The sequence below is a fragment of the Nocardioides yefusunii genome (genome assembly GCF_004014875.1).
Lineage (GTDB): Bacteria > Actinomycetota > Actinomycetes > Propionibacteriales > Nocardioidaceae > Nocardioides > Nocardioides yefusunii.
In genome coordinates, this window is record NZ_CP034929.1 from 2,777,128 (window position 1) to 2,797,585 (window position 20,458).

At 70.0% G+C, this 20,458-nt stretch carries 18 protein-coding genes and 1 tRNA gene; 2 read left to right on the forward strand and 17 right to left on the reverse strand.

The window, feature by feature from the left end; all coding sequences use genetic code 11:
• Positions 1–131: 131 nt before the first annotated feature.
• The 6 genes from EOV43_RS12695 to rsmI all read right to left on the reverse strand — a co-directional run bounded on the left by EOV43_RS12695 (position 132) and on the right by rsmI (position 7,246).
• Complete coding sequence (locus EOV43_RS12695) at positions 132–1,952, reverse strand: ABC-F family ATP-binding cassette domain-containing protein (RefSeq protein WP_128221619.1); 1,821 nt, start codon at positions 1,950–1,952, stop codon at positions 132–134.
• A 45-nt stretch (positions 1,953–1,997) separates the two neighbouring features.
• Complete coding sequence (locus EOV43_RS12700; RefSeq protein WP_128221620.1) at positions 1,998–2,945, reverse strand: 4-(cytidine 5'-diphospho)-2-C-methyl-D-erythritol kinase; 948 nt, start codon at positions 2,943–2,945, stop codon at positions 1,998–2,000.
• A 2-nt stretch (positions 2,946–2,947) separates the two neighbouring features.
• Positions 2,948–3,847 (reverse strand): 16S rRNA (adenine(1518)-N(6)/adenine(1519)-N(6))-dimethyltransferase RsmA, encoded by a 900-nt coding sequence (gene rsmA / locus EOV43_RS12705; protein WP_128221621.1) that lies wholly within the window; start codon positions 3,845–3,847, stop codon positions 2,948–2,950.
• A gap of 113 nt (positions 3,848–3,960) precedes the next feature.
• Positions 3,961–5,145 carry a resuscitation-promoting factor gene (locus EOV43_RS12710; RefSeq protein WP_277745776.1) on the reverse strand — a complete coding sequence of 395 codons (1,185 nt, stop codon included), beginning with the start codon at positions 5,143–5,145 and terminating at the stop codon, positions 3,961–3,963.
• Positions 5,146–5,464: 319 nt separating this feature from the next.
• Positions 5,465–6,355: a TatD family hydrolase gene (locus EOV43_RS12715; RefSeq protein WP_128222316.1), complete on the reverse strand. Its 891-nt coding sequence runs from the start codon at positions 6,353–6,355 to the stop codon at positions 5,465–5,467.
• A 63-nt stretch (positions 6,356–6,418) separates the two neighbouring features.
• A complete protein-coding gene (rsmI, locus tag EOV43_RS12720; RefSeq protein ID WP_239022319.1) occupies positions 6,419–7,246 on the reverse strand; it encodes a 16S rRNA (cytidine(1402)-2'-O)-methyltransferase in 828 nt (275 codons plus the stop codon).
• Between the two features lie 114 nt (positions 7,247–7,360).
• Between rsmI and EOV43_RS12725 the strand changes: the two genes are divergently transcribed.
• The gene (locus EOV43_RS12725) at positions 7,361–9,040 is read left to right on the forward strand and encodes a dolichyl-phosphate-mannose--protein mannosyltransferase (protein WP_239022121.1); all 1,680 of its coding nucleotides are present in this window, start codon (positions 7,361–7,363) and stop codon (positions 9,038–9,040) included.
• Here EOV43_RS12725 and EOV43_RS12730 read toward each other — a convergent pair.
• The 5 genes from EOV43_RS12730 to EOV43_RS12750 all read right to left on the reverse strand — a co-directional run bounded on the left by EOV43_RS12730 (position 9,024) and on the right by EOV43_RS12750 (position 14,516).
• Positions 9,024–9,836 (reverse strand): lysoplasmalogenase, encoded by an 813-nt coding sequence (locus tag EOV43_RS12730; RefSeq protein WP_128221624.1) that lies wholly within the window; start codon positions 9,834–9,836, stop codon positions 9,024–9,026. The genes EOV43_RS12725 and EOV43_RS12730 overlap by 17 nt on opposite strands.
• A gap of 97 nt (positions 9,837–9,933) precedes the next feature.
• Complete coding sequence (locus EOV43_RS12735; protein WP_128221625.1) at positions 9,934–10,512, reverse strand: TetR/AcrR family transcriptional regulator; 579 nt, start codon at positions 10,510–10,512, stop codon at positions 9,934–9,936.
• 34 nt (positions 10,513–10,546) lie between these two features.
• Positions 10,547–11,212 (reverse strand): ABC transporter ATP-binding protein, encoded by a 666-nt coding sequence (locus tag EOV43_RS12740; RefSeq protein ID WP_128221626.1) that lies wholly within the window; start codon positions 11,210–11,212, stop codon positions 10,547–10,549.
• Entirely contained in the window at positions 11,209–12,342 is a 1,134-nt protein-coding gene (locus EOV43_RS12745) for an ABC transporter permease (RefSeq protein ID WP_128221627.1), read from the reverse strand. The genes EOV43_RS12740 and EOV43_RS12745 overlap by 4 nt, the downstream gene beginning before the upstream one ends.
• A 125-nt stretch (positions 12,343–12,467) precedes the next feature.
• The gene (locus EOV43_RS12750) at positions 12,468–14,516 is read right to left on the reverse strand and encodes an MFS transporter (RefSeq protein WP_128221628.1); all 2,049 of its coding nucleotides are present in this window, start codon (positions 14,514–14,516) and stop codon (positions 12,468–12,470) included.
• Between the two features lie 111 nt (positions 14,517–14,627).
• On the opposite strand from EOV43_RS12750, the gene EOV43_RS12755 reads away from it, so the two are divergent.
• On the forward strand, positions 14,628–15,149 hold the full coding sequence (locus tag EOV43_RS12755; RefSeq protein ID WP_128221629.1) for a CarD family transcriptional regulator: 522 nt from the start codon (positions 14,628–14,630) through the stop codon (positions 15,147–15,149).
• A gap of 87 nt (positions 15,150–15,236) precedes the next feature.
• On the opposite strand, the gene EOV43_RS12760 is transcribed toward EOV43_RS12755, so the two are convergent.
• From EOV43_RS12760 to EOV43_RS12785, 6 genes are all read right to left on the reverse strand, one after another.
• Positions 15,237–17,012 (reverse strand): alpha/beta fold hydrolase, encoded by a 1,776-nt coding sequence (locus tag EOV43_RS12760; protein ID WP_128221630.1) that lies wholly within the window; start codon positions 17,010–17,012, stop codon positions 15,237–15,239.
• Between the two features lie 37 nt (positions 17,013–17,049).
• Positions 17,050–17,793, reverse strand: coding sequence for a maleate cis-trans isomerase family protein (locus EOV43_RS12765; protein ID WP_128221631.1), 744 nt, complete (start codon positions 17,791–17,793; stop codon positions 17,050–17,052).
• A 111-nt stretch (positions 17,794–17,904) separates the two neighbouring features.
• Positions 17,905–18,510, reverse strand: a complete 606-nt coding sequence (locus EOV43_RS12770; protein ID WP_206611324.1) for a TetR-like C-terminal domain-containing protein — start codon at positions 18,508–18,510, stop codon at positions 17,905–17,907.
• A gap of 189 nt (positions 18,511–18,699) precedes the next feature.
• Positions 18,700–18,772 (reverse strand) — tRNA-Ala (locus tag EOV43_RS12775).
• A 75-nt stretch (positions 18,773–18,847) separates the two neighbouring features.
• Positions 18,848–19,744: a divisome protein SepX/GlpR gene (gene sepX, locus EOV43_RS12780; RefSeq protein ID WP_128221633.1), complete on the reverse strand. Its 897-nt coding sequence runs from the start codon at positions 19,742–19,744 to the stop codon at positions 18,848–18,850.
• Between the two features lie 61 nt (positions 19,745–19,805).
• A complete protein-coding gene (locus EOV43_RS12785; protein ID WP_128221634.1) occupies positions 19,806–20,429 on the reverse strand; it encodes a GNAT family N-acetyltransferase in 624 nt (207 codons plus the stop codon).
• Between the last annotated feature and the right edge of the window lie 29 nt (positions 20,430–20,458).

Genomic DNA, 20,458 nt, shown 5'->3' on the forward strand with positions numbered 1-20,458 from the left:
TGGAACCCCGGATTCCTATGACGTCCCGAAGCACCAACGCCGCGGACGTCATAGGAATCGAGGCCCAGGGCCCCGGATTCCTATGACGTCCGGCGGAGGGTGAAGGGGTGAAGGGGTGAAGGGGTGAGGGGTCAGCCCTCGAGGACCTCCATCGCCTCAAGCCACTCCATCTCCAGCTCGTCCTTCTCCGCGGTGAGAGCAGAGAGTTCGGCGGTGATGGCGTTCATCCGGTCGTAGTCGTTGCCGCTGGCCAGGGCCGCGAGCTCGGCGTGGAGCTTCGCTTCGAGTTCGGTGATCTTCGCCATCCGCTTGTCGACACGGGAGACAGCCTTCTTGGCGTTGCGCTCCTCCGCCGAACCTGCCTTCGCCTTCGTGGAGACGGGGGCACTCTCACCTGCAGCACCGGCCAGGGTGGCGGGGGTCGGGACGGCGGCCTTGGCCACCATCCGGGTCTCCTGCACGCCGGCGGCACGACGCTCCAGGTACTCGTCGACGCCACGGGGCAGCATCGCGATCTGGCCGTTGCCCATCAGGGCCCAGATCGAGTCGGTGACGCGCTCCAGGAAGTAACGGTCGTGGGAGACGACGATGAGCGTGCCGGGCCAGGAGTCCAGGAAGTCCTCCAGCACGTTGAGGGTCTCGATGTCGAGGTCGTTGGTGGGCTCGTCGAGGAGCAGGACGTTGGGCTCCTCCAGCAGCAGCTTGAGCAGCTGGAACCGTCGACGCTCACCACCGGAGAGGTCACCCAGTCGCGCGGTGAGGCGGTCGCCGGTGAAACCGAACCGCTCCAGCAGCGAGGTGGGGGTGAACTTCTGGCCGTCGGTGGTCTTGATCTCGCGACGGATCGAGTCGACGGTCTCCAGGACGCGCGCGTTGGGGTCCTCGGGGTGGACGGCCTGGGTGAGGTGCGCCAGCGCGACGGTGCGGCCGTGCTTCACCTTGCCCGCGCTGGGAGCCAGGTCGTGGGAGATCAGGCGCAGCATCGACGTCTTGCCGGCACCGTTGACGCCCACCAGACCGATGCGGTCGCCCGGACCGATGCGCCAGGTCGCCTGGTCGAGCAGGATCTTCTCGCCGCGCACCAGGTCGACGTCCTCGACGTCGATGACGTCCTTGCCCAGACGCTGGGTGGCGAACGACTGCAGTTCGAGGCGGTCACGCGGCGGCGGGACGTCCTCGATCAGGGCGTTCGCGGCCTCGATTCGGAACTTCGGCTTGGAGGTACGGGCCGGGGCACCGCGACGCAGCCAGGCCAACTCCTTGCGGGCGAGGTTCTGACGACGCTCCTCCGACGCAGAGGCCTGGCGCGAGCGCTCGGCCTTGGCCAGCACGAACGCGGCGTAGCCACCCTCGTAGGCGTCGACCTTGCCGTCGTGGACCTCCCACGTCGTCTGGCACACGGCGTCGAGGAACCAGCGGTCGTGGGTGACGACGACGAGCGCGGACGGCAGCGCCACCAGATGCTCGGCGAGCCAGGCCACGGCCTCGACGTCGAGGTGGTTGGTGGGCTCGTCGAGCACGATCAGGTCGTGGGCGTCGAGCAGCAGCGCAGCCAGGGCACAGCGGCGACGCTCACCACCGGACAGGCCTTCGACGGTGCGCTCCAGGTCGATGCCGGTGAGCAGTTCACGCACGACGCCGCGGGCGGCGGGGTCCGAGGCCCACTCGTGCTCCATCTTGCCGCGCAGGACGGCGTCGCGGACCGTGTCGGTCTCCACGAGCTCGTCGCCCTGGTGGAGGTAGCCGATGTCGAGGCTGCCGGTCTTGGAGACGCGTCCGGTGTCGGGGGTCTCGATGCCGGTCATCACCTCCAGCAGCGTCGTCTTGCCGCCACCGTTGCGGCCGACGATGCCGACACGCTCGCCGACGGCGATGCCCAGGCTGACGTCGTCCAGGAGCGGACGGATGCCGTAGGACTTCGAGACGCGCTCGAGGTTGATCAGGTTGCTCATCGGTTCGTTTCTCTCAGCAGCACGGGAGGAAAGGTCAGCAGGACGTCAGGCGACGACGTGGGCGCCGGCCACGGGGCCGTGGGCGGTCAACGCGGTGTGGCCGCTGGCGCGCAGTTCCCCGGCGACCGCGCGGGCGGACTCCGCGGACTCGCACAGGAAGACGCAGGTGGGCCCGGAGCCCGAGACCATGCCGCGCAGCGCGCCGGCAGCCTCGCCCTCGGCGATCAGTTCGCCCAGGTCGGGACGCAGGTCGACGGCGGCGGCCTGGAGGTCGTTGTGCAGGGCAGTGGCCAGGACGTGCGGGTCGCCGGAGGCCAGGGCCTTGAGCAGACGCTCGGCCGGGGCAGGCTCGGGTGAGGCGTCGGGGAACATCGCATCCCAGTGCCGGTAGACGGCCGGGGTGGAGAGCCCGCCGACGGCCGGGACCACGACCCAGGCCCACGCGCCGTCGTCGTCGACCGGGGTGACGACCTCCCCGCGGCCGACACCGCGGGCGGTGCCACCGATCAGAGAGAACGGAATGTCGGACCCGAGACGGGCCGCGAGGTCGAGGAGGACCTCGTCGGGAGTCTCCAGGTTCCAGAGCCGGTCGAGGGCGACGAACGCGGCAGCGGCGTCGGCGGATCCGCCGGCCATGCCACCGGCGACCGGGATCGCCTTGGAGACCTCGACGTGAGCGGCCGGAGCCACTCCCCCAGAACGTTCGGCCCCACGACGCTCGGAGCAGAGCAGGTCAGCGACCTTGTCGACGATGTTCTCACCGGGGCCGGGCAGCTCGACGGCGCCCAGCGCCGGGTCGACGACGGTGCTCAGCGACCAGTCGTCGGCCTCGGTGGCGGTGAGGTCGTCGTAGAGGCTGACGGCCTGGTAGACGGTGTCGAGCGGGTGGAAACCGTCCTCGCGCGGCGCGCCGACGCCGAGGTGCAGGTTGATCTTGGCTGCGGCGCGGACCGTCAGTCGGCGCGGGTCGGTGAGGGGCCGAGGATCGGTCACGCTCAGACCTCGCCGCGGGCCGGGGCCTCGGCGGTACCGGCGAAGAGGTGCTCGGCGATCGCGACGAACGCGTCGATCTCGAGCGTCTCACCGCGGACCTGCGGGTCGAGTCCGGCAGCGACGATCGCGGCCTCGGCGCGCTCGCCGTCACCGCCTGCCAGCGGCTTGAGCGTGGCGCGCAGCATCTTGCGGCGCTGCGCGAACGCGGCGTCGACGACGGCGAAGACCTGCTCACGGGTCGCGGTGGTGTCGGGGGCGGGACGCGAGGTCCAGGCCACGAGACCGGAGTCGACGTTGGGGGCGGGCCAGAAGATGTTGCGGCCGATCGCACCGGCGCGACGCACGTCGGCGTACCAGGCGGCCTTGATCGAGGGCACGCCGTAGACCTTCGAGCCCGGCTTGGCGGCCAGACGGTCCGCGACCTCGGACTGCACCATGACGAGGCCACGCTCCAGCGACGGCAGCAGCGCCATCAGGTGCAGCAGCACCGGGACGGAGACGTTGTAGGGCAGGTTCGCGACCAGTGCGGTGGGCGGCGGGCCGGGGAGCTCGGTGACCTTGAGCGCGTCGGAGATCACCAGGGAGAAGTTGGCGGCCTGGTCGGGCGCGAACTCCGCGATGGTCTGCGGCAGGCGGGCAGCGAGGACCTCGTCGAGCTCGATCGCCACCATCGACTTCGCGACCTCGAGGATCGCCAGGGTCAGCGAACCGAGGCCGGGACCGACCTCGACGACGACGTCGTCACCGGTGATGTGGGACTCCCGCACGATGCGGCGCACCGTGTTGGGGTCGATGACGAAGTTCTGGCCCTTCTGCTTCGTGGGGCGCAGGTCGAGCTCGGCCGCGAGGGCGCGGACCTCCGCCGGACCGAGGAGACGGGGTGCGGAGGGAGCGTCAGACATGGGACCAAATGTAGTCAGCCCCGGACGGGATATCCCCATCCGAGGCTGACGACGTGCTGTTCAGCTGGCCCAGCGCAGGCCGAGCTGAGGGTCAGCGCAGGCCGAGCTGAGGGTCAGCGCAGGCCGAGCTTGGAGCTGCAGCTGGGCCACTGGCCCCAGCCGCCGCGGGCCTGGAGCATCTGGCCGCGCTTGATCTGCTCCTCGCGGGAGGCCTGGTGCGGGAGGCCGGAGCCGCCCACGGCACGCCACGACGAGGGGGAGAACTGCAGGCCGCCGTAGTAGCCGTTGCCGGTGTTGATCGACCAGTTCCCACCCGACTCACACTTGGCGAGCTGGTCCCAGACCGTGTTGCCCGACGCGTAGTTGGGTGCGGTGGGTGCGGCCGGGGCGGCCTTCGCGGGCTCGTCGGCCTCGACGACCTCGGGCTCCTTGGTGCCGACCTTGACCACGCGGGTCTGGGGCTTCTGGGTGACCTTGGAGGAGACCTCGGTGCGGGAGACGACCTTGCCGTTCTTGGTGCGGACCTCGTAGGTCACGTCGCGGGAGCCGTCGCGGCCCTCCTCGACGACCTTGGTCTCGCCCTTCTCCAGCGTGGCGGTCTTCTTCTCGACGACGTCGTGGGCGATCTTCTGACCCTTGACGACGTCGGTGGTGACCTTGATGCGGGTCACGGTGATCGCGGTGCCGTCCTCGATCTCGGTGTCGAGTGCGGGCTTGACCTTGTCGGCGTCGGAGACCTTGACGTCGAGCTCGGCGAGGACCTCGGCGACGGTCAGCGCGGTGACCTCGTGCTTCTTGGCCTTCTTGTCGGCGACCTTGACCTTGACGGTCTTGGGAGTCACGACGTCGATGTCCATGCCCTCGCGGCCCAGGGCTGCGGAGCGGGAGACGGAGAGGTCGGCGCCGTCGTAGCGACGTCCGAGCTGCTCGAGGGCTCCGCCGACCGAGGTGGCGGTGACCCAGTGGGTGGCCTGCTTGCCGTCGACGGTGAGGTCGAGGGGGCGCGCGAACGCGACGGTGATCGCGGTGCCGTCCTGGACGTCCTTGCCGAGTGCGGGGGCGACGACGTCGTTCTCGCCGACCTCGATGCCCTCGGAGGCGAGGATCTCGCCGACGGTTCCGCCCAGCGCGGTCAGGGTCTGCGTCTCACCGTCGAGGGTCAGCGTGACCGACTTCGAGAGGGACGCGTAGCCGACGGTGGTGCCGACGACTGCGACTGCGACGACGCCGCCGAGGGCTGCGAGCAGCTTGCGGCTGTGCAGGGCGGCCTTGGTCTTCTGTGCGATGGAGGAGCGCACGATTCTCCGAACGTTGTTCTTTCCGGTTCTCAGGTCCGACGCATGGTGTGCTCGCCTCCGGGTCCTCCGGGGGGAAGTAGGCCTGCACGGCCCTGCGCTGGCGAGGCCCGGGGGCCACGTCATGCACAGGTGCGTCGGTCGGGGTGGTGATTCCTGATCCCGGCCGTCAAGTCGTCCACGGTAACCAAAACGGGGTAGGCCCCCAATTCAGTGACCACGGTGTGACCGGCACCCCATCGCTGGAGCGCCGTCGTCGAGGCTAGCGGACCAGACCAGCGACGAACAGGGGTTGGCCGTGGATGAAAGCCCCGGCCTCACCTCAGGACGACGCGGATCCAGCACCCCAGGTGCCACCGAACGCGGCCTCGGTGTTGGCGTCGACGGCCGCACAGAGCTCGCCCAGGTCGTCGCCCCGGGTCTCGGCCATCACCCGCATCGTCACCGGCACCAGGTAGGACGCGTTGGGGCGTCCGCGGTACGGGTGCGGGGTCAGGAACGGGGCGTCGGTCTCCACCAGGATGCGGTCCTGCGGCGTGATCGCGAGGGCGTCGCGCAGGTGCTGGGCGTTCTTGAACGTCACCGTTCCGGCGAACGAGAGCCAGGCGCCACGGTCCAGGCACGCCTTCGCGAACTCGACGTCACCGGAGAAGCAGTGCATCACCCAGCGCTCGGGCACGCCCTCGGAGTCCAGGACCCGCAGGACGTCGTCGTGGGCGTCGCGGTCGTGGATCACCAAGGTCTTGTCGAGCCGCTTGGCCATCTCGATGTGGCGCCGGAAGGAGTACTCCTGCGCCGCGAGGCCGTCGGCGTCAGTGCGGAAGAAGTCGAGACCGGTCTCACCGACCGCGCGGACCTTGTCGTGGGCCGACGCGAGTTGCTCGATCTCGGCCAGCGCCTCCTCCAACTTCCCCTCGGCCGCCAGACGCGGCGCCTCGTTGGGGTGCAGGGCGACACCGGCGACGATCGCGTCGTACTGCCGGGCTGCTTCGACCGACCAGCGGGCGGCGGGGAGGTCGCAACCGATCTGCACGATCCGGGGCACGCCCACCGAGGCGGCCTCGGCGAGCGCGGTGTCGGTCGCCATCCAGTCGCCGTCGGCGATCTCGAGGTGACAGTGGTTGTCGACGACCGGATGCGGCAGCGGCTCGGGAGCCGGGGGACGCTCACGGTCGCGCTTCGAACCGGACTTCTCCTCGGTCGCGGCACGCATCCGCAGCGGTTCGGCGCTGGGGTCGGGAACGGAGGTCGGGTCAGCACACACGGCGGGAGTCCTTCACTTCTTCACGTGGACGAGGTCGTAGACCTCACGCTTCGGCACCCCGGCCGCCTTCGCGACCGCGGCGATGGCGTCCTTCTTGCTGACGCCCTCGGCCTCCATCCCGGCCACTGCAGCGGTCAACGCCTCCGGAGTGTTCTCGATCGCCGCGCTGGGGTCGGCGCCCTGGACGACGATCGTGATCTCGCCACGTACCTCGCCGGCCGCCCACTCGGCGAGCTCGCGCAGGCCACCGCGGATGACCTCTTCGTAGGTCTTGGTGAGTTCACGGCACACGGCGGCAGGACGGTCGTCACCGAGGGCGTCAGCCATCGCGGTCAGGACGGCCTCGGTGCGGTGCGGGGCCTCGAAGAAGACCATCGAGCGTTCTTCCTTCGCCAGCGACTCCAGACGACGGGAACGCTCGCCCGCCTTGCGCGGCAGGAAGCCCTCGAAGCAGAACCGGTCCACGGGCAGGCCCGAGACGGCCAGGGCGGTGAGGACGGCGGACGGGCCGGGGACGGCGGTGACCTTGATGTCGTGCTCGACCGCCGCAGCGACGAGGCGGTACCCGGGGTCGGAGACGCTGGGCATGCCGGCGTCGGTGACCAGGACGACGCGTTCGCCGTTGAGCAGGAACTCGAGCAGCTGCGGGGTGCGGCCCGACTCGTTGCCCTCGAAGTAGGAGTAGACGCGGGCGGAGGTGGTGACGCCGAGGTCGTTCAGGAGGCGCTTGAAACGACGGGTGTCCTCGGCGGCGATCACGTCGGCGCCGGCAAGTTCGGTGGCCAGGCGCGGGGGGGCGTCCTCGGGACGCCCGATCGGGGTGCCTGCCAGCACCAGCACGCCGGCACCACCCTCCCGCTTCTGGCCGCTGGACTCGCTGCGGTCGGACGGGCGAACGGTACCTGCGTCAGTCATGGTCCCCATCCTGCCCCGTGATGGCTACAGTTGCCGATCGTGACCCCCGAGCCGACCGCTCCGACGGTGCCCCCTGCCACTTCCCCGGAGCCGCTCGCGGCCGCGGGAGCCTCGTCGACGACGCTCCGCCAGCGGATCGACGACTTCACCACTCGCCCCGGCGTCCCGTGGGCGGGAGCACTGCTGCTCGCGGTCGTGGCGTTCCTCGTGCGACTGGTCCGGATCGGTGAGCCGCACTCGTTCGCGTTCGACGAGACGTACTACGCCAAGCACGGTCTCTCGCTGCTCCAGCACGGCTACGTCCTGCACTCCCCCGACGGCGCGGACGCGCAGATCCTGTCCGGTGTCACCACCGGTTCCGGGGTCTGGGACGACTACCCCGAGATGATCGCCCACCCCGAGGTCGGCAAGTGGCTGATCGCGGCGGGCGAGTGGATCGGCGGGATGGACCCCACCGGGTGGCGTCTGGCGTCGGGGGCGATCGGCGCGCTGATGGTGTTGCTGATGTGCCGTTTCGCCACCCGCATCACCGGTTCGGTGCTGCTCGGCTGGATCGCCGGTCTGGTGCTCTCCCTCGACGGCCTGCACCTGGTGCTGTCACGGCTCGCCCTGCTCGACATCTTCCTCGCGTTCTTCCTGCTCGGCGGCGTGCACTCGTTGGTCGCGGACCGGCAGTGGCTGCGTCGGCGGATGGACGCTGACGTCGATCCACGGACCCGAGGTGGTGCCGCGTCCTGGGGACCGCGTCTGTTCTGGCGCCCGTGGCTGCTCGTGGCCGGCGTCTGGTTCGGCCTGGCGGTCGGCACGAAGTGGACCGCGCTGTACCCGTTGGCCCTGTTCGGTGTCTGGATCTGGTTCGCCGCTGCGGTGGAGCGTCACCGTCGCGGCACCCGGTTCGCGGTGGGGCGCTCTGCGATCACCGACGGCCCGGTCGCGTTCCTGTCCCTGGTGGGTGTCGCCTTCGTCGTCTACCTGGTCTCCTGGACCGGCTGGCTGGTGCACGCCGAGGAGTACGAGGAGACGCTCTCCAACACCCAGTACTCGACGTTCGACGGCCGGGCCCAGTGGAGCACCGCGACCGAACCTGATGCCGACGGCCTCGGCGAGGTCGTGCAGTCGTTGAAGTCGCTGGCGTACTACCACCGCGACGTCTACACGTTCCACACCCAGTTCCTCAACGACTCCACCCACGACTACGCCTCCTCCCCGATCGGCTGGCCGCTGATCAACCGTCCGGTCGGCGTGGACGCCCAGCTCGACATCCAGCCCGGCGACCAGGGCTGCGAGGCCGCGGAGGGCTCCACCTGCATGCGTCAGGTGTTGCTGCTCGGCAACCCGGTGATCTGGTGGGGCGGTTCGCTGGCGGTGCTGGCGTGCCTGGTGCTGTGGATCGCACGTCGTGACTGGCGCTTCGGGGTACCAGTGCTGGGCGTCGCGGCGACGTGGCTGCCGTGGCTCCAGTACGAGGCCCGCACGATCTTCTACTTCTACTCGATCGCGTTCCTGCCGTTCATGGTGCTGGCCCTGGTGCTCTGCCTGGGCGCGGCGATCGGGCCGAAGCGCGGCCCCTCGACCCGACGCACCGTCTCGGCCGTCGTGGCGGGACTGTTCCTCATCGTCGCGATCGCGCTGTTCGCGTTCTTCTGGCCGATCTGGACCGACCAGCTCATCACCTACGACGAGTGGTCGAGCCGGATGTGGCTCAAGGACTGGATCTGATCGATCCATCGCGCGCTGCCCTGATCAGTCCGGTGACGATCAGGGCCTGCGCGGCCAGGTAGGTGGCCATCACCGCGACGCCGTGCAGCGGCATCGTGACGTCCCCGACCCTCAGGCCGATCAGGGAGTCGGAGACGACGAAGAGCGCCGCACCAATGCCCACCGCGAGCGAGACCCGCGCGGCCAGCCAGGCCATCGCCACCAGCAGGGTGCCGTAGAGCAGGGCCGGCACCACGAACGTCACCGGAACGTCCCCTGCCAGCGCGAACACGACCAGGCCACCCCACCAGGCCAGGTAGGGGACGACCAGCCAGCGGGGCCGCTGCGTGGAGCGGCCCCGGGCCGCCTGCAGGAACGTGACGACGTACGCGACGTGGGCGACGGCGAAGAAGCCCATGCCGGCCAGGAGCAGCGGCTCACTGGTGAGCACCACGTCGCCGAGCCAGCTGAAGGCGAGCGCCGCGGCGGCCCACCTCCACCAGCCCGGGAGCGCACCGGTGATCCGGGCGCCGTGGCGCAGGCCCGCGTCGAGGACGAGCCACAGGGCCGGCAGCAACACCAGCTTGGACAGTTCGGCGACGTCGTCGGCCACTGCGATGCCCTGCCACGCCGCGTACTGGGCCAGCAGATGGATGCTCGCTGCGACGAAGAAGGGCCACGTCACCGGGCTGGGCAGCCCTGCGAGGTTCGGCACCCGCGGCGACCGCGGCGCGGGTGCGTCGGCGGTAGCGCGACCCCCGTTCCGCACGACGGAGACGTTCGTGGTCGCTCGCAGCAGCACGTCGTGGTGTCCCATGACGGTCCAGTGCCCCGCGAACGGGGGGGTCCTAACCCCGACTCGCGAGAGTTCCCTCGAACTGGGGGCGTTCTCTCCCGCGCTGCCCTGGCCGGGATCAGTCGCGGAGCGAGTCGAAGAAGGGCCCGAGCAGGCTCTCGACGTGCCGCATCACCGTCGGGGCGTCCTTGCCGTCCTCGATCTGCTTGGAGGCGGTCCACACCACCGACTGCACCATCTCGGCCAGCTCGTGGCTGCCGCCGAGGGTCTCGATCATGGGACGCACGACGGTGTCGTGGAGCTCCTTGCCAGCCGTGGTGACCCGGTCCCGGGCGTGCAGGGAGAGACCGCTGACGACGGCGTGCTCGCCCTCGGCGACGAGTTCGAGACTGACCCGGCAGTACGCACGGGCCTTCTCACCATTGCCCGCGACGGTGTTCATGGCGTCGTGCAGGCGGGCCTGCCACTGCGGGAAGACATCGGCGATGACGGCGTCCATCAGCTCCTCGCGCGAGGCGAAGTACTGGTAGAGGCTGGTGCGGGCCAGCCCGGTGCGACGCCCCACGTCGGCGAGGCTGGGCGCCTTGCCGCCCGGGTCCCGGCTGGCCTCGGCCAACAGGTCCCGGGCGGCGTCGAGGATCGCGCGCCGTTGGAGCTCGCGGTGTTCGGCGAGCGTGTCGGCGGTGATCCTGGGCATCTGTGTCTTCTCCTGCGGGGGTGAGGGTGCGGGGTCAGCGGCGGGTGAGCTTGCCGTCGACCATCTCGTACACCGCGTCGCAGTGACCGATGACGTCGTGGTCGTGGGTCACCATGATCGAGGCGACACCGTGTGCCTTGGTCTCGTCGGCGATCAGCTTCACGACCTCCTGGCTGCGGGCTCGGTCGAGCGCAGCGGTGGGCTCGTCGACCAGCAGCACCTGCGGACGGACCATCAGTGCGCGGGCGATGCCGACGCGCTGACGCTCACCGCCGGAGAGCTGGTGGGGACGCTTGTCGGCCTTGTGCGCCATGCCCACCTGCTCGAGCAGCTCGAGCGGGTCACGAGTGTCGGTGAACTTCCCGAACGTCGTCGGCAGCTTGAGCTGGTCCACCGAGGTGAGGGCCGGCACCAGGTTGGAGGACTGGAAGACGAAGCCGATGTTCTCGCGACGCAGCTTCGAGAGCTCCTTGGCCTTGAGCCCCACGAGCTCGGTGTCGCCGATCCGCACCGATCCCGAGGTGGGGGTGGTGAGTCCACCGGCGACGGCCAGCAGCGACGACTTGCCCGAGCCCGACGGGCCCAGGATGGCGACGAACTCGCCCGGCGCCACCGTCAGGGAGACGTGGTCGAGAGCGGTGACGGTGTCCTCGCCGTCGCCGTGGACGAGGGTGACGTCGGTGATCTTGAGTCCGGTCATCGGGCTGCTCCCAGTGCAGTGAGGGGGTCGACCTTGGCGATGCGGACGATCGCGACCGCAGCACCGATCAGACCCAGGACGATGAGCAGGACGGCAGCCAGGACGATCGGTCCGGCGGCCAGCGCGAACGGCATCGCGGTGCCCTGCAGGCCGGCGCCGGCGGCGACACCGAGGCCGATGCCCAGACCGACGGAACCGAGCAGGAGCAGGAACGCCTGACCCAGACCGTCACGCAGCAGGTAGCCGGTGGAGGCGCCCATGGCACGCATGACGGCGATCTCGGGCTTGCGCTGGATGGTGAGCACCGTGAAGAAGGCGCCCGCGACCATGGCGCAGATGGCGTAGAGGAAGACCTGGATCATCTGCAGCGTCATGGTCTCGGCGGTGTACCCGGGCGAGGCGCCGTAGGCAGCCTTCTGGGTCATCGTGGTGGTGTCAGCGGCCTTGTCGCCGGCTTCGAGCTGGTCGGCGGACGGGGTGCCGTCGTACTGCACGGCGATCGAGGTGACCTGGTCGACCTTGACGGCCGGGAGCTCCTCGCCCTCGCCGATGCCGGCGTTGGCGCGCTGCCAGGTGCCGAGGTCGACGTAGGCCATGTCGACGTGTCCGAAGGTGTGCTGGCCGTCGAGGAATCCGACGACGGTGAGCGCGATCTCGGAACCCTCGAGGGTGACGACGTCACCCAGGGAGACGCCGTCCTCCTTGGCGTGGGCGGAGACCACGATGCCCTCAGGCGAGGAGATGCGCTCGCCCTCGGCAGCCTCGGGGTCGACGAACGAACCGGGCTCGACGCCGATCAGGGCGAGGTCGACCTGGGTGCCGTCCTGGTTGGCGCCGTTGACGAGTGCGAGACCGAACGGAGCGGCGTCGACGACGCCGTCCTGGGCCGCCCAGGTCTCGGCCGTCTCGACGGGGACGGAGGAACGGGTGAACGCCGAGTCCTTCTGGACGTCCTTCTCGAAGGCGAAGGCACTGGCGGGAGAAGCTTGGAGCCCGGAGACACCGTCCTTGACGAGACCCTGGGACAGGCCGCTGAGCAGCACCATCAGGATCGCGATGAGGACGATGACTGCGCCCATGAGCCCGAAACGGGCCCGGGCGAAGCGGAGCTCGCGGAGTGCGAGGAACATCGATCCACCTAGCTGTTGAGTGTGTGACGACGGGGTGTCGACAAGTTTAGCGACACCCCGTCGGGAAACACGTCATGCGCGACGCAACCGTGACCTCTGGTCCAGTCAACCGGCCGCGCAGTGGCTCAGCCGGCCAGCACGACCGGGCACTCGGCGTGGGCCAGCACGCCACGGACCGCGCCGCCCATCGGCAGGCCGGTGACCCGGTTGCCGCGGGCGTCGAGGACGAGCAGGTCCGAGGACCGGGAGATCTCCACGAGCTCGTCGACCGCCGACCGGCCGGTCGCGCGGGGCAGGTCGACCAGGAGCTCGACGTCGGGGTAGCCGGGCGAGAGTTCCTCGAGACGGGCCAGCGCGCGCTCGCGCAGTTCAGCCTCGTCGTCACCGGGCTTGGTGACGTGGACGACGCGCAGCGAAGCGTGACGGCGACGAGCCTCGGCCAGACCCCACGAGATGGAGCCACGGTCGCCACCGCGAGCACCCACCGCGACGGTGACGACGCCGTTGCGGTCGGTCAGGTGTGGCGTCGAGGCGGCGGAGATCACGACCACCGGGCACTTGGCGCCGGCCACGACACCCAGGCTGGTGGAGCCGACGAACATCCGCTCCAGACCGCTGGAGGAACGGCGTCCCAGGACCATCAGCACCGCGCGACCGCTGCGCTCGGTGAGCGCGACCACGGGGTGGGCGGTGACGACCTCCAGGACGGTCTGCTCGGCCGGGAAGCGCATCTCGGTGAGCAGCGCACGGGCCGCGTCGAGCCGGGCCCCGCCCTGACGCGCCACGTCGGCGGCGTCGATGTGCGAGGAGAAGTCGCCACCGGTGGCGGTGGTGGTGACGGCCGAGACGACCCAGAGGTCGTACCCGGCGACGTTGGCCGCGTTCGCGGCGTAGCGCAGCGCGCGCAGACCGTCCGCAGAGCCGTCGAAGCCGACCAGCACACGACGTCCCACGACGGCCGACGTACCGGCCTCGGAGACGGTCGCGGCACTGGGTGCGGTGCGCGGAGCGCCCTGGGCGCGGCCGTGCAGGAACCAGTAGAGGGCGATGGTGAGGATCATCAGCACCGACATCGCCAGGTACATGCCGCGGTAACCCACTCCCCCGACGACGCTGCCCAGCGCCACCGGGCCGAGGCCGCAGCCGACGTCGAGCAGGATGAAGAAGGTGGAGGTGACCACGCCGATCCGGGCCGGGGTCGCACGGGAGGCGACGATCGCCTGGGCGCACGACATCATCGCGCCGAAACCGAAGCCGCCCAGGACTCCGGCCAGTGCGAGCGCCAGGCCGTTGGGTGCCCACCCGATGACGAAGAGTGCCAGCACGAACGAGACCATCGTGGGGTACATGACGGCGTTGTCGCCGAGACGGTCCTGGATCCGACCCACGACGAGGCGCGAGACGAGGACCGCGAGGGCGTAGACGATGAAGAACGCGCTCGCGCCTCCCGACATCCCCTCGGCGACGCCGTAGCTGGCCAGGAACGACAGGATCGACGAGTACGCGATGCCGGAGAGCAGCATGATGACCGCGATCGGCATCGTGGCCGCGTCGAAGACGTCGGTGATCCGCAGGCGCCACCACTGGTGGCGCTCCTCAGGGCCGACCTCACGCTCAGGCAGGCGCAACACCAGGGAGACCCCGAAGGCCACCAGCGACGCCACGCTCGCCGACCAGAACAGGGCATCCCAGTGCCCACCGGCGCTCAGCGTCACCGCGAGCAGCGGGCCGACGGCCATCGCGACGGTGGTGGAGAGACCGAAGTAACCGGTGCCCTCACTACGTCGTTCGGGCGGGATGATCGACTGCACCGACGCAGCCACCGAGGTGTTGCCGGCGCCGAACGCCATGCCGTGCACGAAACGGACGAGCAGCAGCAGGCCGATCTGGTCAGTGACGGTGTAGAGCACCGAGCAGACGACGTAGACGACCATCGCGACCACCAGCATCCGACGGCGTCCCACGACGTCGAGAAGCTTGCCCGCGTAGACGCGGGCGGCCACCGAACCGATGACGAACATGCTGGACGTCAGTCCCGCGAGGGTGTCACTGGCGGCGAACTGCTCCACCGCGTACAGCGTCATGCCGCTCATCAGCAGGTAGAAGACGAGGGAGACAAAAGTGTTGGTGACGACAGCGAGACTGAAGTCCCGGGTCCATATCCGAGAACTCACTTCAAGACACTAACACCGTTAACTACTTCGCAGAACTGCACGATCTTGTTGATCGTGAGACAATGGAGTAGCCGTCACTCCGCCCCGGAGTGACGGGACAGTCTGAAATCGATGAAGAGTGTGAGCATGGAGTTCTCCCAGGGCCAGACGGTCATCCACCCCCACCACGGTCCTGCGACCGTAGCGAAGGTGTTCAGCCGCACCTTCAAGGGGCAGGAGCGCACCTACCTGGAGCTGCAGGTGCACGGCAGCGACATGTCCATCAACCTTCCTGTCGACCAGGCAGACGAGGTCGGCGTCCGCGCCGTCTTCGCCGAGGAGGAGACCAACGAGCTCCTCGACGTCCTGCGCGCCCCCACCGGCGCCCAGGAGCAGAACTGGTCGCGTCGCATGAAGGCCAACTCCGAGCGGCTCAAGCTGGGTTCGCTCCCGACCACGGCTGGCGTCGTCCGCGACCTCATCCGCCGCCAGGAAGAGCACGGCCTCTCCCCCAACGAGCGCGAGATGCTCAAGGCTTCCAGCCGTCTCGTGCTCGCAGAGCTGGCTCTCTCCAAGGGCATCAGCGAGGACGAAGCAGAGGTTCTGCTGCGCAACGCCGTCCTCGGCACCGAGGTGGAGACGGCTGACGCCTGATCCCCCCGCATCCCCCCGTCACGACGCCCCGCAGCCTCACGGCCGGCGGGGCGTCGGGCATTTCGGGACACCCCACGCCACTCGGCGTCACTCGACCGGTTCGCCGGCCAGACGCGCCGCGGTCCAGTCCATGAGTTCAGCCAGGAACGGCGACCCCTCCTGGACCAGTGACAGGTGGTCCATGCCCGGGACCACCTCGTAGTCGGGGACGTGACCGGCCCGCAGCATCCGCTTCACCCAGGCGCCCTGCTGGGCCGGGGAGATGAGCTGGTCCTCGGATCCCTGGGCGAGCAGCACCGGGGCGTCGCCCAACGACGTGGGGACGTTCTCCGACAGGTGCTTGCCGACCTCGCCGCTGAGCGCTTCGGGACGGATCACGTCAGCGTCACCCAGGGAGAGTGCGGTGAGCACCGAGGCCAGCACACCCGGCTCGGAGAGACAGCGTGAGGCCATCTCCTCGACCAGCTTCACCGCGGCCGGGCGGACGGTGTTGCGGACGGTGACGTCGTCGTAGGTCGCGGCGTACCCGGCCACGACGTAGGAGGCGAAGACGCTGCCGCCGGTGACCTGGTGGAGGCGGGCGGCGACGGCCGGGAGGTCGGTGGCCGGAGCCATCGCGACGGTGCCGACCAGCGGCACGTCGGGGGCGTACTCGGGCTGGACCTGGGCGGTCCACAGGGCCACGCCGCCGCCCTGGGAGTGACCCCAGACCGCGGTCCGCGCGGACAGCTCTGCCTCGCGCAACTGGCGGGCCGCTCGCACGGCGTCGAGCATCGCGGTGGCGCCGACCTCACCCACCAGGTAGGCGTGCTCGCCCGGACCACCGAGCCCGACGTAGTCGGGGGCGACGACGGCCCATCCCCGGTCGACGACGTCGTCCATGACGGCGGGGAACGCACCGGCGGTGAACGGTTCGTCGAGCAGGCTGGGTGCGCACTGCCGGGCCTGCCCGGTGGTGCCGTGGGCCCAGGCGACGACGTCGTGTCCGCCGTCGGTGGTCTCGTCGGGAACGACGACGAGTGCGGTGGCCCACGTGGGCTCGCCGTGCTGGTCGACGGTGGAGTACCAGATCCGCCAGCCGTTGGCGTCGTCAGGAACCTCGGAGGTGAAGGGCTCGGCGTCGAGCAGATGCCCGGGCGTCGAGAGCTCCGGGTCGCCGTCCGGCTCGCGCACCGAGGCGGTCTCCTCGGTGCGGACCAGCACCGAGGCAGTGAGGACGACCAGGGCGAGCACGAGTGCGCCGCCGCTGGCGACGAGACGACCGATCCGCCAGACCCGTCGCGGGGGACGGACGTCGTCGGCTCCGGGAGTGCCGGGGGCGCGTCGGGCCAGGGCGTCCCACAGCAGTTGGACTCCCAGCACCACGGCCCGAACCCCGAACAGGACCGCGACGACGACGAGTGTCACGTCGGGCCACATCAGGGCCACCAGGCCCAGCAGCGCCTCGGCAGCACCCAACAGCGAGGCCGACCAGCGGCGGTCACGGGAGCGCACGTCGCCACCTTGGGCGCGCACCACCCGCAGCACACCGCTGAACGCCATCAACACGGCCAGGACGGCCGGGAGCGTCTCCGAGGCCCGTCCGGGCATCAGCACCGCGCCGACACCGATCACCAGCCACAGCAGACCGAAGGCAGTACGGACCCCGTCCCGGCCCTCGCCGCGTCGCCCGCGGGACTCGATCAGGTCACCGACGCCGACGATGACGAGGGTGATGCCGACGTACAGCGCGAGCAGCGTCAGGGAGGTGAGCGGCCGGGCGACCAGCCAGAGGCCCAGCACCACCAGTGCCAGGCCCACGACGATCCGCCACGGACGGTCCAGCCCCTTCACGAACGCTGGGAGCGGACGCTCTGCGACCACGACTGCCACCTCCTCCGACGCCGCACGGGCGACGTCCTCAGTACTCGCGCAGCAGGGTCCCGGACCCGGAGACCTGGTCGTCGATGCCGTGCTCACGCAGTGAATGCCACAGCGTAGCCGCGTTGATCGCGACCACCGGCTTGCCGAGCTCGGCCTCGAAGGTCTCGGCGTGCTTGACGAAGGAGAGGTTGGTGCCGACCTGGACGATCGCCTCGGCCTCGGGGCTGTCGATCTGCGCGATCACCTCGCGCAGGCGCGGCTCCTCGACCCGGGCGATGTCCATCGCGGTGGGGCAACGCAGACCGGTGATGGAGGTGACCTCGAAGCCGGCCTCGGTGAAGAAGTTGCCGACCTCCTTGTCCGCGATCGGCTGGTAGGGCGAGAAGACGGCGATCTTCTTCACCTTCAGCGCACGCAGCGCCTCACGGCAGGCCGAGGCACCGGTGGTCACGGGCAGGCCCGTCCGCTTTCCGATCCGCTCCTCGAACGCACGGTTGCCCTCGGTGCCGCCCCAGAACGTCTCGGCGCTCATGCCCATCACCATGCGCTCGGGCTCGGCGGTCAGGACGTCGCGCACGGCGTCGTCGATGGAGCCACGGATCTGGGTGAGCAGGGCCTTGAAGCCCTCGTCGCCGTTGATGGAGGGGTCGGGGATGTACATCGACCCGGCCCGGAAGGCGACGCCCTCGACGCCGGCCTTCCAGTAGTCGTGCTCGACGACGGTGTTGGTGCTGGGGACGATGACGCCGAAGACGGCGCGGGGTCCGACGACGTTGGTCACGGGGGCCTCCTGGGGAACGGGCGCGGTGACGCAGGTGCCTGCGCGCGCCGATCATCCCCGATCGGGGAGGCTGACGACGCACGGGGGCTCGCAGCCCCCGCGCGCCAGGGGTCAGACGGTGGCGCTGGCGTCCTCGTCGGCCTCGACCGCCACGGCGCTCTCGGCGCTCTCGGCGCTGAAGTAGAGGTCGACAGCACGGTGGGCGCGGTCGCGGTGCGCCTCACGGCCCAGGAGCAGGGAGTCGACGACGAGCGGCGCGACGATCGCGTTGATGGCGTCAGCCACCTCGAGGTCGTCACGACCGGTGGTGCGCGCCAGGACCCGGAACGGCTCGACGAGGTCGTCGACGTACTTGGTGCGCAACTCGACAGCGGCCGGGTCGCTGGCGGCCATCGTCACCAGCGCGGCGAGGAACGCACCCACGGGACGGTCACGGAGACGGTCGCACAGGAGGTCGACCTCGGCGTGCAGATCGGCAACCACGTCACCGGTGGTGCTGCGCTCGACGCCCGGCGCGACGTCGATCAGTGCCGCGAGGACGTCGGTGGGCGTGGCCCAGTGACGGTAGATGGTGGACCGCGAGACACCGGTCGCCTGGTGCAGGCGCAGCGGGGTCAGCGCGGTGCCGCCCTCGGTCAGCAGCAGCTCGAGTGCTGCCGTGAGGACGGTGGTCAGAGTGTCGGCTGCCGGCCCGGCGGGCCTCCCCAGTTTGCTCACGTTGATTGACGATACGACCTGCGCCGGGTTGTGTACTAAAAGCACACGCCAACGTCTAGACACCGTGATGAACACGTGACTCTGCCGAGTTCTCAGCGACATCACGCCGCGCTGGGTGGGACACCACCACCAGCAGTGGCCAGAAAAGCACGAAGGCCACCGGAGAACCGGTGGCCTTCGTGTGTGTTGTGGAGCTTAGGGGATTCGAACCCCTGACCTTCTCATTGCGAACGAGACGCGCTACCAGCTGCGCCAAAGCCCCTCCACACCGTGTGGTGCGTGGAAAAACATAGCACCACGGTGGCCCGAGGAGGAATCCGACCCCCTCGGAAGTCGATCAGGAACCGTAGAGACGCTGCTCGACGACCGGCTCGTCACCCTGGTCCTCGACGCGGGTGTTCCAGCGGCGACGGAGCTCGTCCTGCTTGGCCAGCTCGGCGTCCTCGCGGGTGCGGCCCGAGGTCCACACGCCGGTGGAGTCGAGGTCGATCACGTGGACCGTGCGGTCGGCGACCGGAGCGGTGACGTAGGTCGGGAGGGTGACCGGAACCATGTCCCAGCGCGACGGGTCGTCGCTGATCGGCGTGATCTCGCCGGTCTCGTCGTCCATCTCGTAGGCCACCGGCGCCATCGCGACCTGGGTCTCGACCTCGTCGAAGCGGCTGCGCTCGTAGGAGTTGCGGCTCGAACGCTGGGCGCCGGACAGGTCCGGCGTCTTCAGCAGGTAGGTACCCGCGGGGCGTCGCTCACGCCTCACCGTCAGGCGGCAGGTGACCAGCCACGCCGCGATCAGCGCCGTCGGAGCGGTGAGCCACCAGGCGGAGAGCAGTCCACCGGTGACGACGCCGGCAACCATCACCCAGACCGCGACCAGCACGGTCAGGACGTTGCGTCGACGACGGGCAGCTGCGCTCGCCGCAGCACGACGGGCAGCCTGCGACACCACGGGCAGCGCCCGGGTACCGGTCTGCTCCGAGGGCCTCTCGGCATCACGCACGGCGTCGGCGACCGACGGGGCACCGGGGCGCACCGGGGCTGCTGCAGGCGTCACGACCAGGCGGGCGTCCTTGCTGGACGTGGGCTCGCGACGTGCCAGGACACGCACACGATCCGCGATCCTCTGCGAGGTGGAGGCGCGCTCCAGCTCCTCGCGGCTCTTGAATGCCTTGGGCACCAGGTAGGCGGCCCAGGCGACGGCGAGGGCGATGAAGATCAGAGCGCTCGGGTCGGTCACGGGCATGAGCCTATGTGCAGGTCAGCGACATGCATCACAGGTGGCCGGGTGTGTCGCGCAACTACTCCCGTGACAGGTGCGTCTTCAGGTGCGCGAGAACACCCTCCGGGAAGTGCTCACGGGTGGCTGCGTAGACGCGGTGGTCGCGCCAGTCGCCGTCGATGTGGAGGTAGCCGGGCGCGTACCCGACCTCGTGCAGGTCGAGCTTCTCCACCACCCGCAACGAGTTGGTGTTCTCCGGACGCACGCACACCTCGAGGCGGTGCAGGCCCACCGTCATGAAGCAGTGGTCCATCACCAACGCCACCGCACGCGGAGCGAACCCACGCCCGGCGAACTCGTGTCCCACCCAGTAGCCCACCGACCCGAACTGCGCCGATCCCCGCACCACGTTGCTGACCGTCACCTGACCGGCGAACCGCCCCTCGGCCTCCAGGACGAACGGCAACGTCGTCCCCAGCCGGGCACCCCGGTGCAGACGCTGGACCAGTTCACGGAACGACGCCGGGGCGTCGTGGGCGCCGGGTGGGACCGTTGCCTCCCAGGGTCGCAACCACTCCGCGCTCGCGGCCCGCAACGCCGTCCACTGCTCCTGGTCGCCGAAGGCGATCGGTCGGACGGTCAGGTCGCCGTCGCGCAGCACCACCGGCCAGGGCCGCGGGCGGGACTTGCCCCGTCCGAACATGTGACTCTCCTCAGGAACCGGTCGCGGGA